This window comes from Allorhodopirellula heiligendammensis, assembly GCF_007860105.1.
In the GTDB taxonomy this organism is placed as follows: Bacteria; Planctomycetota; Planctomycetia; order Pirellulales; family Pirellulaceae; genus Rhodopirellula; species Rhodopirellula heiligendammensis.
In genome coordinates this window covers 291,705-305,881 of sequence record NZ_SJPU01000002.1, presented here as the reverse complement: position 1 = coordinate 305,881, position 14,177 = coordinate 291,705, and the positions used below count along the sequence as shown (strand labels likewise).

Annotated in this window: 12 protein-coding genes; 4 read left to right on the top strand and 8 right to left on the bottom strand. The window is 56.8% G+C overall.

Annotation, left to right across the window (positions count from 1 at the left end; all coding sequences use genetic code 11):
- Positions 1 to 31: 31 nt before the first annotated feature.
- The 6 genes from Poly21_RS11465 to Poly21_RS11440 all read right to left on the bottom strand — a co-directional run bounded on the left by Poly21_RS11465 (position 32) and on the right by Poly21_RS11440 (position 8,666).
- Entirely contained in the window at positions 32 to 1,630 is a 1,599-nt protein-coding gene (locus Poly21_RS11465) for a BamA/OMP85 family outer membrane protein (protein ID WP_146407184.1), read from the bottom strand.
- The gene (locus Poly21_RS11460; RefSeq protein ID WP_146407183.1) at positions 1,627 to 3,138 is read right to left on the bottom strand and encodes a BamA/OMP85 family outer membrane protein; all 1,512 of its coding nucleotides are present in this window, start codon (positions 3,136 to 3,138) and stop codon (positions 1,627 to 1,629) included. The genes Poly21_RS11465 and Poly21_RS11460 overlap by 4 nt, the downstream gene beginning before the upstream one ends.
- 281 nt (positions 3,139 to 3,419) lie before the next feature.
- Positions 3,420 to 4,757: a Gfo/Idh/MocA family protein gene (locus tag Poly21_RS11455; RefSeq protein ID WP_302118698.1), complete on the bottom strand. Its 1,338-nt coding sequence runs from the start codon at positions 4,755 to 4,757 to the stop codon at positions 3,420 to 3,422.
- A gap of 188 nt (positions 4,758 to 4,945) precedes the next feature.
- Positions 4,946 to 6,073: an extracellular solute-binding protein gene (locus Poly21_RS11450; RefSeq protein WP_146407182.1), complete on the bottom strand. Its 1,128-nt coding sequence runs from the start codon at positions 6,071 to 6,073 to the stop codon at positions 4,946 to 4,948.
- The gene (locus Poly21_RS11445) at positions 6,070 to 6,852 is read right to left on the bottom strand and encodes an enoyl-CoA hydratase/isomerase family protein (RefSeq protein WP_146407181.1); all 783 of its coding nucleotides are present in this window, start codon (positions 6,850 to 6,852) and stop codon (positions 6,070 to 6,072) included. The genes Poly21_RS11450 and Poly21_RS11445 overlap by 4 nt, the downstream gene beginning before the upstream one ends.
- A 35-nt stretch (positions 6,853 to 6,887) precedes the next feature.
- A complete protein-coding gene (locus tag Poly21_RS11440) occupies positions 6,888 to 8,666 on the bottom strand; it encodes an alkaline phosphatase (protein ID WP_146407180.1) in 1,779 nt (592 codons plus the stop codon).
- 479 nt (positions 8,667 to 9,145) lie between these two features.
- On the opposite strand from Poly21_RS11440, the gene Poly21_RS11435 reads away from it, so the two are divergent.
- The 4 genes from Poly21_RS11435 to Poly21_RS11420 all read left to right on the top strand — a co-directional run bounded on the left by Poly21_RS11435 (position 9,146) and on the right by Poly21_RS11420 (position 12,231).
- Positions 9,146 to 9,751 carry a hypothetical protein gene (locus tag Poly21_RS11435; RefSeq protein WP_146407179.1) on the top strand — a complete coding sequence of 202 codons (606 nt, stop codon included), beginning with the start codon at positions 9,146 to 9,148 and terminating at the stop codon, positions 9,749 to 9,751.
- Between the two features lie 36 nt (positions 9,752 to 9,787).
- Positions 9,788 to 10,279 (top strand): response regulator, encoded by a 492-nt coding sequence (locus Poly21_RS11430; RefSeq protein WP_146408616.1) that lies wholly within the window; start codon positions 9,788 to 9,790, stop codon positions 10,277 to 10,279.
- Between the two features lie 79 nt (positions 10,280 to 10,358).
- Positions 10,359 to 11,030 carry a methionine-R-sulfoxide reductase gene (locus Poly21_RS11425; protein ID WP_302118695.1) on the top strand — a complete coding sequence of 224 codons (672 nt, stop codon included), beginning with the start codon at positions 10,359 to 10,361 and terminating at the stop codon, positions 11,028 to 11,030.
- 208 nt (positions 11,031 to 11,238) lie between these two features.
- The gene (locus Poly21_RS11420) at positions 11,239 to 12,231 is read left to right on the top strand and encodes a DUF3500 domain-containing protein (protein ID WP_146407178.1); all 993 of its coding nucleotides are present in this window, start codon (positions 11,239 to 11,241) and stop codon (positions 12,229 to 12,231) included.
- Between the two features lie 179 nt (positions 12,232 to 12,410).
- On the opposite strand, the gene Poly21_RS11415 is transcribed toward Poly21_RS11420, so the two are convergent.
- Together Poly21_RS11415 and Poly21_RS11410 are read right to left on the bottom strand one after the other, a co-directional pair.
- Positions 12,411 to 12,938 (bottom strand): hypothetical protein, encoded by a 528-nt coding sequence (locus Poly21_RS11415; RefSeq protein WP_146407177.1) that lies wholly within the window; start codon positions 12,936 to 12,938, stop codon positions 12,411 to 12,413.
- 23 nt (positions 12,939 to 12,961) lie between these two features.
- Positions 12,962 to 13,993, bottom strand: coding sequence for an FAD:protein FMN transferase (locus Poly21_RS11410; protein WP_302118693.1), 1,032 nt, complete (start codon positions 13,991 to 13,993; stop codon positions 12,962 to 12,964).
- Between the last annotated feature and the right edge of the window lie 184 nt (positions 13,994 to 14,177).

The following is a 14,177-nucleotide window of genomic DNA, read 5'->3' as shown; positions in this document are numbered from 1 at the left end:
GAAAGAATTCAGCCCCTTTTTAGGAAGGTTCTTAACGTGCCGCGCTCATGTAGAAGCTAAACACCTGTTCGTCGTCGTATTCTGCGCTCATGACTGGGAATGCAAAATCGAATGCCAAAGGTGCTGGTCCCAACATGGGGATCGCGACTCGGAGTCCCACGCCAGGTGCCACACGGAAGTTATCTTCATGGATGGCAATGTCGGTTTCCACCGTACCAAAGTCTACAAACGTCACCGCCCGAAAGGCATCGTCAGCAGTCAGTGGGAACATATACTCAAGGGAGTTAAGCCATTGGAATCGCCCCCCCACTTGCACCAGACCATTGGCGCTCGGGACGGCGGGCGAGGCTCCACGGAATCGGAAACCGCGAAGGGTGGCGTAACCACCCGCAAAAAAGTTATCGAAGATCGGCGTGTCGCTGCCACTGAAACCAACCTGCGTGATGAATTTCACAATTTGCTGGCCTGACCCGTCAGCTCGTTCCCGCACCTTCCAATACTTGCGATATTCTCCTTCGAATTTACCGTAGTCAAAGTCCCCGAAGGCTTGCTCATAGCTCGCGCTGATGTAGTGTCCCTCGCTAGGTAGCAATGGGCTATTGCGAGTATCGTGAATGAGCGAGAACAAACCGCTGTACATGGCATTGTCACCGAGGACCTCGGCCAATTGTGGCAAGGTAGGGTCACTGGCGTTTGAAATATTAACGTTCTGACCGGAGAGGCCCGCCGAGATCGAGAGGTCAGGCGTGACGCGGTAGCCAAAGGATAGTTTGCCGCCTAAACGCCCTTCGTCCCAATCATCAAATCGTCGGTCGTAGTAGAATCCGCTCACCGACATACTGATAGGGAGATACCCGAGCAGATTGGGATCGGCGAATTGAACGGTGTATCGCTGGTACTGACTGCCGGGGACCGCTTCGAGTCGGAACGTCTGCCCCGCTCCTCGGAAAGCCGTGCCACTGAATAGATCTTGAAAGGAAGTTGGCCACCGCGAGATGTCAAAGTTGCGTTCGTCCACGGTGATTTGCCCAGTGACGCCCGCACTACTGTTGACGGCACCTCCAAACATCACGCGACCGGTGCGCGCCGGGTACCCTTGAATAATCAGATCTGCTTCGCGAACCTCGGGACCCGTCACGAGCGGAGGATAAGGAGCGACCGGCCCGAAAGATGACGGCGGCGATGTGAACTCGGGAGGCAATGCCGGCGGTGGCGTGTACGTATTGCTGCCATAGGCATTGGTATTCATAGGAGGCTGCGTTGTCGGTGCTCCTGAATAGGTTTGGGGTGCGTATCCTGGTCCACTAAGGCTGGGAGGTGTCGACGTGCTGGGGTTGCTATAGCCATTCCCGCCATAGGTTTGATTTGGGTAGGGCTGAGCGTTGGTGGGTTGCCCATTATATGGTTGAGCGCCGTATTGTTGGCCGCTATAGGGTTGTCCACCGTAGGTCGCCGTTGCGGGTGGCGTCGACGAGGGTACGGAATACGCAGAGGGAGGCGAGTACGGCTGTTGAGCAAGGATCGTAGCGGGCGAGAGGAGTTCGCTCGCTAACCCGAGTCCCACGGCAAAGCAGATGGCAGTGCGTTTCACGATGTTTGTCTTAGTGAAGGAGGTCATGTCGTGGATCATCGCAGCAAATCCTCTCGCGGCACAACTTTAATATCTGGTGCTTCTGCGACCGCTGGGTTCGTTTCAAGCAATTGGCTTCGTTCGATCCGGCGACGGCTCATCTCCAACATCCGCCGGTCGATAAAATCACCCTCACGCATATCGACCAGGTTCAGCATGGTGGTTTCACGCATCAGGTGGGGCTCCCCATCAATGTTGACAAGAATACGCCCGATCTTCCAGCGATCACCCTCTGTGATTTCATACACAATATCTGCGACACCGTTCTCGTCGCGCATGATGGTCTTCGGTTTGACTTCTGCGTAAATGAACCCAAGTTCCCCGTAACCGTAGACGAGCTCACCAACATCGCGGCGTAATACCGTGCCGTCAAACATGTCTCCCGCGTGCAACGCCAGACGAGACCGCAAGGACTCTTCGGTGATGTATTGATTGCCAACGATTTGAATGTCACCAATCGTGAAGCGTGGCCCTTCATTGACGACGAATACCAGCGTCATCCACTTTCCAGTTTCGTCGTAGTCAAACCGGCGGCCGACCGTCGCGGTCAAGTATCCAAGTGTGTGGTAGTAGGACGAGAGTTGATCCACGTCGCCGTCAATCTTTTTTAAATCCGCTTGGTTACCGATGTAGGTTAAAAAGCCCAGCATGGGGCCGCGACTCTGAATGATTTTTTTAAGTCTCGCCTCACTGACAATCGTGCTGCCTTCGATCTGGATGTCAGCAATACGTTCGAGTGGACCTTCATTGATGCGGAAGACCACGGTGCCTGGGGGCAGACCATCCATATTGAGGGAGCCGGGGCTGTTGCCTTGTACTTGGGCAATTCCAGCCTCGATCGACGCTTGATTGAATCCCTCTTCCAGGTAGTAATCGATCAGCCGCCGGCGGCCCGATTCGACCGAGAATTCGCTCAGGGGATCTCCAACTGAAACACCCACTCGGCCGTTGAGTGCGCGGTCGTCCAAGCCGTGATTGCCATGAAAGATGACCTTGGTCACCATCGGTCGCTCGTGCACGCGAAACGTCACGATCACGCTCGGCGTTTGGGGAGCCCCCGGGGCTTGCAGTGGCTCTTCGGATTCATCGAGCGGCGTGTCCGGGCCGACGGGTTTGACATCGTATGAAACGTGATCAAAGGATCCCATGTCATTGAGATGCCGAACGTCTGTAAGCACGGTTTCACTGTCGAAGAAGCGCCCTTTGCGAGTCTGCAATTGTTTATAGATGGTCTCGGTGGCAACGTTGCGATTACCGATGATGCGAACGGCTCCGACGATGGAATCGCCGGTTTCGCGACGGAATGTCATCCCGGCTTGAGCATGGATATGCTCGGCCCATTTTGCTTTGGTGGGACCGGCCGGTGCGGGTGCACCGCCGCCTCCACCCATGCCTCCGCCCATTCCGCCGCCCATCTGCCCAACCGCAGTCGAGCTGACGAGACAGAACATGGCTGTCATAAACCATGTACGGTGCAGTGCTGAAGCTGTGGCAACAAGATCGGACATCGCCGAGCGGTTCCTTGTAAGCGGAAAGTAACTTCGCCCAGCCATCCGTTCCCTCCGAAATACAGGGGCGGAATGGCAAAGCCGTTCGTACCTACCAATGCCTGGGCAGCCACCACAAGGGAGAAAGTCAGCTCGGTGGAATTAACATCACCCCACGCTCGGGGAGGAAAGTCGTCAAACTACCCTCCTGAGCGAGAGATCCAACGTTAAATTCGCCGGATCGAGCTGCTGTAAAGGTCAAGCTACGATGGAACCGCGTGCCTTTGGAGTCGCGATCAAGCTCACCCGACGGATTCGAGCGCACGGACTTCCCAGCCCGCACGATACTCTTTGCTGAGCAACGCGGTCGCCTGTTCGTTGCCCGTCACACGCAGGTTTTTCGCATCCCACTGGATCGGTCGACCTGAACGGAACGCGACGTTTCCAAGCAGTACCGCTTCAGTCAATGGCCCTGCGTAGTCAAAATTGCAGGTCGTAGGCTCACCCGATTTACAGGCGCGGATCCATTCAGCATGATGACCAATCGAAGTTGGAATCGATTTGGGGGGCGGGGTGAAGGACGCGTATTTCTCTTCAGGGTAAAGTTTGTACCCTCCGTAGTCGGCGAACATCTTGCCTTCGCTACCGACAAACATCACCCCAGAGCCGGGGACTTTGATATCGCTGACGGTTCGCGGTGTTAAATTTCCGTCGTACCATGTCAACTTCACCGGACCGCGACCGTCGACTGCGGGGAAATCATAGTTCACCTTGAGCCCCAGCGGGCAGGCTTCGGCATCGACCGGTGGGCCTGCCGCTGCGACGCGGGTCGGAGATGTCAGCCCCAATGCCCAAAAGGGCAGATCCATGTAATGGCACGCCATGTCGCCCAATGTCCCCTGTCCAAACGCCCACCAGCGGCGCCACTGGGCGGGGTGATACTGGCCGTCTAGGAACGGTCGCTGCGGAGCGGGGCCGAGCCATAGATCCCAATCCAAGTATTCGGGGGGCGTGTCGCTGCCAGCCGGTAAGCCTTCAGCGCCCCAGCCCTTGCCGACCCAAACATGAACCTCGTTGACATCACCGATGGCGCCGCTGCGGATCACCTCGACGACCCGGCGATAGTTGTCCGTGGCGTGGATCTGCGTTCCCATTTGGGTCGCCACTCCAGCAGCCCGTGCAGCCTCGGTAACAATCCGGGCTTCCTCCACGGTGTGTGTCAGCGGTTTTTCGCAGTACACGTGCATTTGATTTTCGATCGCACGGATCGTCGCGGGAGCGTGATGATGATCGGTCAGGCCGATCACCACCGCATCGACATACCCTTTGTTGCTCTCGAGCATCTCGCGATAGTCCACGTAGGTTTTGGCATCTGGGAACCGCTTGGACTGCACGCCGAGGTAGCGGCTATCGACATCACACAGAGCGACGATGGACTCGCTCGTCACGCCATCGATATCCGCCAGGGCGCGGTTGGCGGTACCGATGCAGGCAATATTCAGCTTTTCGTTCGCGGAATTTGATGCAGCGATCGAGCGACTGCTCCACACTCCTGCTGAGAGAGCAGCAGCGGTTGCAGCGCCAGAAGATTGGAGAAAGTTACGACGTGAAAGACTGTTACGTTGTTGGATAGGCATCATGAGGCGGGTGTTGAAGGTGGGAAAAAAGGTAGGCAACACGAGCACTCATTGTACTCTCACGCTGCGCAGGCTGGGGACAGACCGCTAATTTCCATGGCAGCCTAGGTCGACGAAATCGCCCGCATCTACGGCCAACGCGGATTCGCTTACCGTTCGAAATTAAGTCGCGAAAAGCGGCTCAAATCTACTCAGTTCACTGGCGAGAAAATCGCGTTCACGTCCGCTACCCACTCATCCCAACCTTCGGCGGCTTCCTCGAAATTCACTCGCATCCAACGCACGGCGTGATCGGGCAGCACCGCGGGAGGAAACTTGCTCTGCTTGCTGATCGGCATTTGACTGGTCGGTCCCATTGCCAAGCGATCTTCCATTTCGGGCGTCATCAAGTAGTTCACAAACTGGCTCGCGGCGACAGGATCGGGCGTTCCCTTGAGGATGGCGAGCGTGTTGGGGATGCGGAGTGTGCCTAGCTGCGAGGGCTGCTGGTCAGGGAACACGACGGCTACGGGATATCCCAGTTCCTGTTCGATCATTACGTGGCTGGAGTCGGTCAGCCCCCAGGCAACTTGGCCCGCCGAGACGGCTCGCGCGACCTGCTGGTTGCTCGGTAAAATCAAAGCGTTGCGGGCGATGGTCTCGAGTTGATCGAGCGTGGACGCACTTCCGAGATGTTGGCGTAGCACAGCCCAATGTGTCGCGTTGGAACCCGACAACGGGGACGACATCGCTGCTCGATCTTTCCACTTCGACTCACCCAGTTCCAACACGCTCTGAGGATACTCCGTGGGATCGTTGAGCAGATCCGTGTTCACCAACAATACCCGAGCGTTGGCAGCAAACCCACACCAAGTACCATCGGCAGCGATCAAGTCAGTCGGCCAATCGGCGGGAACCGACCAGTCGTGTGGCTGTAGCAGACCAAGCTTCTGCAGCCTGATTGTCTGCAATATTTCATTATCCCAGAAGACATCGCATTGCGGCGATTTGCGCTCTGCCAAAATCAGTTGGAATAACCCGTCCCTGGGACCGCTGTTTGTATCCGCCGACACTACTGAGTTTTGATCTGCAGAGTTTTGCGATGGGGATCGGGTCGGAGCATAATCGAAGTCGGCCACCACACTGGTTTCATAGTCGACCGAACGCTCGAAGGCATCCAAGATCGGATAGGCATATTCTTCGTCGAGACGGCAGTACACGGCGACTTCGCCTTCGCTCGTTGGTTTGCAGCCACTCAGCGAAGCTACGCCGCATAGGGTTACGCCCCAGACTCCCGCGATCACGGCACACCGCCGCCAGGATTTTCCGATTTGGATCATTCGTTTCTAGATTTTTTCAGGAATGCATCAATGCCTTCACCCGCGGCTTCGGTGGTGCATGCTGTCGCAGAATCGGCAGCGGCGGCAGCGAGTTGAGAGAGCATGGTCTCACCGATGCTCTCATTAATCAACCGCTTGGTCGCCTGAACGGCTTGCGGAAAACCGCGAGCAGTCTGATTGGCCCAGTGGATGGCAACTTCGTCGATTTCGTCGGCCGACACCGGCTGCTGACACAACAGTCCAGCCTGCTCGGCTTGGATCGCTGTCAATGGGCGTCCGGTTAAACTCATGCGTGCTGCCAGTGCCGTGCCGAGCCGAAATGAGAGCAGTGCTGCGGTGATCCCGCCGACCAGGCCGCGTTGGACTGCCCCAGCGGAAAAACTCGCCCGCTCCGAGGCCACGATCAAATCGCAAGCGAGTGTGAGGGCGAATCCTGCTCCAATGGCCGGACCATCGACTGCCGCAATGATTGGCTTGGGAAATCGCAGCAGCATCTCGCAGACCTCCGCGAGCTGCCGCCAGTATTCGAACCACTGCTGTAGCTGTTCCTGCTCCGGCAACTCACGAATTGCTTGCAGCACAGAAAGATCGACCCCACTGCAGAAACTCGAGCCCTCGGAGCAGAGCACGACCGCGCGGATGCGTCGATCCTGATGGACCTCATCGAGTCCATCGCTAATATCCAACATCAATCGTGGGTTCAAGGCAGCGTGCTTGTCGGCGCGTCCCATCACCAACCATGCGATCGTTCCGTCTGTTTTCAATTCAAGATGTTGCATGGCTTATCAAGCAAAAGGCCTACAAATCAAAGGAATCACTCACTGCGAGCGGCATCCGCGATTGCCTGGAGATCTTCGAGCACGAGAAAATGCCCGTGATCGCTGGTGACTAAGACGACGGTATCATCCCAGGCATCGTGTTCCTCGGCCCACTGTGTGATTTTGCTGAAGGCAGCAGCACCACTGAGCACCGCTCCAATGCTGTTGTCGAGGTTATTGGCGTGGTTCGCCCAATCGACGTCTCCCGCTTCAACGAGCAACCAAAACGGCGGAATCGTCTGTTCGTCATCGTTCGGGGGCACGGGTGCTGAGAGTACCTTCAGTGCCACTTCCGTCATGTCGGCGAGCGTGGGGTTTTCAGCTAGATCTTCTCCGGTGTAACGCTCGGTACCTTTGACGTCGAAGGTCGGATTGAAATTGCCGTCGGCCGTTTGAAACGGCAGATGTCCTCCGCGCGTTCCAAAATACCCCAGCAAGCGGTCGCCACTGGCAATGGCGCGTTCCGCTGCTGCCGCGAGTACCCGATGACCATCCTGGCCAGGCGTTCGCTCGGCAACGACGTATTTACGACGGTGAGGATCCGTCTCACCTGGTTTCAACGCAACCGCACGAAGGTCGGACTCATGCAAATATTTATTGCCTTCAAGGAAATCCTCACCCTGGGTGCCGTCCTTGCCGACCCCTTCGCCCCAGCCGCCACCGATGAGCACATCGACGCCCGGCAACGGTTCCTGACGATGTGAAATTGACGGTCGGCCGACGAGATCACGCCCGATGTCTTGGTAGTCCCCGCGATGCACGTTGTTGGCGTAGGCCGAGGCGGGGGTCGCATGACTAACGGGAACGCTCGTCACCACGCCGACGCGAAATCCCTGTTGCTGCAGTTGACGCCCGATTGGCACGCACTGTGAGCCATCGACGGCGACATTGATCGCTGCGTTATAAGTTTTGATGCCTGCCATCAGGCTGGTTGCCGACGCTGCCGAATCCGTCACGGTGTGGGGCTGCTGACGATCTTTGCCGATCGGGTATCCGCTCAGAGATCGTTCTTGCCAGGGCATGGGGCCTGCGAACGTGGGATCGAAACCGCCCGAGACCGGATTCTCACCGCCGTCGACGGTTTGGGCGTTCACGTCGATTTTGCCGCCCTCCAAGCGTGGCGTTGTGCCGACAAACGCGAAGTCGGTCTCCACACCGCGATAGTCCTGAAATGACAATCCACGGCCCCGACCGCTGTCATAGTGGTCGGCGCGGTTGTGGTACGTCGCCGCAGCGCGGGTCGTCGGCCAATCGGTACCGTCGAAGACCATCAAGATGATGTGCTTTTTACCCTCTTCGAACGCCATCTGCTGCAACTCGTAGACATCAATTTGATCGTGATAGGTAGCATTTGGGTTGAGCGTTCCGGCGGGGACAGCACCGAAGTGCTGTTCCATCCGGTCTGCATTTGAATAAAAACTGCCTCGTTCGCGCAACGGCGAGAGTGTCATTCCGAAGGTGTAGAGCGGCACCAAACGGTTGCTGTGATTGGTCCAACTGCTGAACTTGTTCGGCCGATTCCCCCAGCGTCCCCAAGTGGCGGTTTGCTCTTTGATTGCCTGGGACTGCATCTGCCGCATTCTGTCGACGATTTCTAATGACGGGGACTCGTCAGCGGCGGGTTCAATCGTGTCTTTGATCACATCGAGCACGCGATCCACCGTGCTCGGTTGATCCTCTGCAACTGCAGTGGCGGGTAGAGTCATCAGCAGCGCCGCTCCGCAGAGGGCGCGAGCGTGAGTCGAGAAAGCAGAATATCGCGAAGGGATTGGCATAGCAGTCAGGAGGGAAGTAAGGCGGGAGAGCCAACCATGCTGGGTAGCCACTCTGCGACCAGAGCGACAGGGCTCTGACCGCGACAGGGCTCCCAGAGTGGCAGAGAACCGCGAGTGGCAGAAACCAAGGTCAGCGAAAAAGTGTGATTGTTTGCCCGAGCCAAATGCTAGCCGATGAGCTATTTCAGTGCATTGGCTCGGATTGCCGAGCGACACGTATTCTGTTCGCCTATCGCCCCAGTGGGAAGGGCGACGGGGTGAGAATCGGGTTAAAACCCGGTGAGGGTATCGAGTGCACTTGCATAGTATTTTTTATTTGCAGAAGCTGCAGTATTCATCCGGGCCCAGTCCCCCCCGATCAGGCACTTTCTGCAGATTTCCATTGCCACTCCAGGAATTTGCTTGACGACCGTCTCGCTCCGCTTTAGTTTCAAGGTCTCTTCTTTCTCTCGGATGATTGGCAAAGGAGGTCCGCCGCCATGGCTACCGTCTTCACCGGTTCCTCGCCGACTCAAGCGGCTGGGGGTCACGATTCGCAAATTGACCACAACCAAACGATCCATTGGTTCGTCAACGCAGCGTTTTTGCAGGAGATTAAGGACAGTAATCCCCATCTGTGGCACGAGGTCCACCGCTTGCGCACGCTGTGTGAGCCTGAATCCCTTGATTTGGATAAACCGCAAACATCGCTTCGCGAGTTTATTGACTGCCTGGATGGGCTGCGCGACCTAATCGCCCTGCAGTTTGCGTTGGAGGAATCTTATGGATTGATTTCCGCTAATTCAGCCACCGCTCTTAGCACAGCAGCGCAGCAGTCGATCGCCGAGCAAAATGAGGCCGAGCAGGAGCGGCAGCAGATGGTGCGTAATGTGACGGATCAGCATCGCAAGCTGTACTTACAACTGATCGACTTGGTCGAATTAGCCGAAGAACTACAATATCGAGGTTGCGAAGCCCATGGTTTGCGGACGCTCGTTCAATCCGCTGAACGATTTTCCGCCGACCTGACGGCGCACGAAAGATTGGAAGCCGAACTGATTCGGTTGCACGACTCACGTGCCCGTACCGGCAGCACACATGACTGATTGAATGCACGTAAAAACCTGAAGGAGGTTTTTAACATGTTGGGTGATTCACGTACCAAACCAATGGAAATCCTGTTGGTCGAAGATGGCTTGGTTGACGCGCGCATCACCATTCATGCGTTGCGACGCAGTGGAGTCCACCACCGTCTGACGCTGGTTCGAACAGTGCACGAAGCGATATTGTTCATGAAACGCACGGGCATTTTTGCTCGAGCCCCTCGTCTGGATCTGCTGCTTTTGGACATGATTCTGCCCGATGGCACGGGACTCGACGTGCTGGAAGAAATGCTGGAGATCCACCCTGATTCAGCGAGGATCGCCACCGTGGTGCTGACGGCTCTCGAAGATGACACCTACCGGCAGCGCTGTGATGAATTGGGGGTTTGCGATTACATTCAAAAACCGGTCAGCGAAGACGAGTTCTTGCGAGTTGTTCGCGATCACAAAAAATTGATGATCCATCTTCAACAGGTCGCCGTGGCCGCTGCCGGCCAGCAGAACCAGCCCTCCAGTGCCCCCACGTCGTAGTAGGAGAGAGATTCGCGTGAACGAATTTCGCTGCCGTACGTAGAACCGAAAAAGATGTACCCTTCTTGGAGTTTTTTCGATGCCGTTGCGTGAGTCTACGTTTGTGAAGCATCTGCCCGCGACCGCGTGCAGCGTTCTTGGCCTGATTGCCGCTACCTTGATCGGCAACTCCCTGATGGCTCCCGTCATGGCCGATGACGACTCGACCGCCGCCAGTGATGCCCCGGCCGCTGCGAAGGTCGACAGTAAAGCAGCGGAGCCTGGTGCTGACTCCGCGTCCAGCAAGACCGCTACGGTCGAGAAGGCGGGAGACGACGCCCAGCAGACCATTCGCTATGGGAAGTACAATCCGCTGAATCAATTTGAAAGTTGGGTGATTCTCAATAAGGGTACCGAGCCCGCCGGGCCGGGTGGCTTCACCAACACGAAAAAAGATGGGACCTATATCTGCCGACGCTGCAACGCTCAGCTCTATAAGAGCGGCGACAAGTTTGAAAGCCATTGTGGCTGGCCGAGTTTTGATGACGAGATCGAAGGGGCGGTTCACCGACAACCTGATGCCGACGGCGTGCGCATTGAAATCGTCTGCAGTAACTGCGCCGCCCACCTCGGCCATGTCTTCCTGGGTGAACGGATGACCGAGAAGAACACCCGGCACTGCGTCAATTCGATTTCCATGAAGTTCATTCCTAAGGGCAGAGAGCTGCCAGCGAAGATCAAGCCACTCTCCCAGCGCGGTAAGGATAAGTAGCCGAGTCTGGATAAGTAGCCGAGTGTGGCCGTGACGCGCATGTGATTTTTGTCTCAAGTCCAGCGAGAGTTTCTCTCCGAGACTCGGGCGTGGATCTTGAAGGCGAGCCCTGGAGAGGCTCGCATTCGCAGTGAAAATTGGTTGACAATCGGCCTCCGCAAGATGTTAGACTGTGGTTTCCCACCTCAACATCCCCGGAAGGTTAATCATGCCCCCAATCAACCGTCGCGAACTTCTGCAGACTGGATCGCTTCTCGGAGCAGCCTCCCTCGCTCCCGCTCTTTTGGCCGGGACAAATGGACCCAGCACTACGTCGGCCGAGTCGCTCACGCAGCATCTCTACGAATCGCTGAGCCCCCAGCAGCGAAAGGAGATCTGCTTCGATTGGAATCACCAAGACCCTCAGCGTGGATTGCTGCGAACTCACGTTGCCAATAATTGGAATATCACGCGGCCGAGTATTAACGACGATTTCTATACAGCCGACCAGCAGCAGGTCATGCGTGAAATCTTCGAAGCCATCATTAACCCCGAATGGCACGAACGTTACGACCAGCAGCTCGAAGATGACATGGGCGGGTTCGGCTACGAGCAATCGATCGCGATTTTTGGCACGCCAAACGATGGTAAATTTGAGTTAGTTCTGACAGGTCGTCACATGACACTGCGATGCGATGGCAACTCGACCGATCACGTCGCATTCGGTGGTCCGATTTTCTACGGCCATGCACCGGATGACCAGGAAGACGCAGCACACACAGGCAATGTGTTCTGGTCGCAAGCCGTTGCCGCCAACGGCATGTACAAAATGCTCGATGGGCGTCAGCAAGCAGCTGCCCAGGTCCAAAAGACTCCTCGCGAGCAGTTGGTTGGCTTCCGCGACCAAGCCGATCTGCCAGGGCTTCCTGTCAGTGATATGTCGTCTGACCAACGCGAGCATCTGCAAGGCGTCTTGAAAACACTGATCGAACCCTATCGGCATAGCGACCAGGATGAGGTCGTGGCATGTTTGAAAGCTCAAGGCGGACTCGATGCTTGCCGCTTGATGTACTTTACTGACCATGACATCGGTAAGGATGGCGTCTGGGATAATTGGCGACTGGAAGGCCCTAGCTTTGTGTGGCACTACCGGGGTGCGCCCCACGTCCATGTGTGGGTCAATGTTGCCGATGATCCGAAAGTGAAATTGAACGCTTCTTGATCAACGGCACTGGTTTCCTGCGGTGTCAGTTTGGTGAGCTTGACAGACCGGGGGGTTGCGAATGAGATCTTTCGCCCCGCGCGCCCTCGCACAGCGATTTTCGTGAGTAGTGTGTGCGGGGGCGCAAGTAGCCAGAAACCCTGCTGACGCGGCGAGACCGAAGCACTGATCCGCAGGCGTTAGTAGTGGAATTCCGTGACGCCGCGAGCGCCCGAGGGCAGTTTCCCCATGACGGTAACTTCGTCGATCCGGAAATTTCCCGGCACCCAACGCTGGCTGGTCCGGTTTACAAATTCACTCTGCGGGAGAACTCGTTTCTCGCCGACTGCGAGTGGTTGATCGGGGTACATGAAGAACTGTCCATTGAGGTCAACATACAGCTTGGGAATGACAAAGTCAGCATCGTTCTGAATGATGATTACGTCTTGGAGCGCTGGGGGTTGGCCTGGGGATGTCGGCACGGCCAGGCGATCAATCGTAACGCTAACCGGCAGTTTACGCTCGGTCGCTTTGCCAAATAGGACTGCGTAGGTGCTTAAAATCGTCAGCGGAATCAAGCACACCAGGGCGAGGGCGATGAAGAAACCTCGCGTCGAAAGCTGCGGTGCGGGACCAATTGAACGTACCGGATCAAAGGCCGTCGTATCGGTCGTTGTGGGGGACGATGTCGTGTGGTCGTCGCTCGATGGCAGGGGAGTTTCACTCATACTGCCATGATACTCAGGCGACGCTACTGTTGAGTACCCTGGGGTGGATCAACCCAGTCGAAGTGACCGACGGTCTGCACGTCAACGGAATCCTGTCGCGTGCCGGCAACGACCATGACCAAGGGAATGGGGCCATTCGCTTCGCCGAAGGCTCGCGCCGCGTCGCATCCGTTGACAAACAGTCCCGTGGCAAGCGCATCGGCATCGACCGCTTGGGGCGTGATGACGCTCAGTGAGAGCATGTCGCCAGCGGGTTCTCCCGTGCGAGGGTCAATGACATGCCCGTACCGTTTGCCCCGATGGTGGAAAAACTGCTTGCCACTGCCGCTCGTTGCCAGGGCTGCGTCATGGAGCCAGATGCCTGCGATCCGCCGGTTGGGTTTCGTGGGGTGCGCGATACCCACTTTCCACCCCCGCGGCGGCTCCTGCTGTTGGGCGTCATTGTGGGGTGCGGAATTCTCGCTCAACTCGATCTCTGCCCGATCAAACTGATCCCCGCAGGCTAAAACGCTGCTCTGGCCCGCGTGGATGAGAAAGTCCTGGATGCCTGCGGATTTCAATTGGTCCGCCAAGCAATCGATCGCATCGCCCTTGCCAATCGCGCCTAAGTTGATCCGCATGGATGGCTCGAGCAACTCAACCGCTCGCTGTTCAGAATTAAGCCGCAAGCGGTCCATGCCGACGAGGGCTCGAGCCGAAGCGATCTCTTCCAGTGTTGGTTTACGGCCCTGCCGGAGAGTAAAACCCCAGGCGTCGATCAGTGGACCAGCCGTGATATCAAAGGCGCCGCTGGTCAACTGGCTCAAACGCACTGCATGCTGTAGGACGGCAAAGGTCTCTATCGAGACGGAGACGGGCCCCTTGCCCGCCGCCCGATTGATCTGCGAAACTTCGCTCTGCGGATCGTAAACGGTCAGTCGTTGCTCCATGGCATCGACCGATTCGAGCGCATCAAGGACCACATCGGCGACCGCTCGGTGTCCGATCCGCTGGTCGGCATCGCGGACCAGCACTACGAAGTCGCACGCCATCGCACGATGAGAAAATTCAAGCAAACCAGCATCCTCCAGTAAGACGCTAGATTAAACCTATCGCCTCACCCGAACAATCTGGGCGAATCTTGAAAGCATATTGAGGCCTGGCTCACCGCCTGTTCTCGAATGCCAAACGCTATGTGGGCCTGCCTGCCTTCGATCAGTTCGCTTCGCCACGCAAGCCACTGATCGAGACCGATCGGGG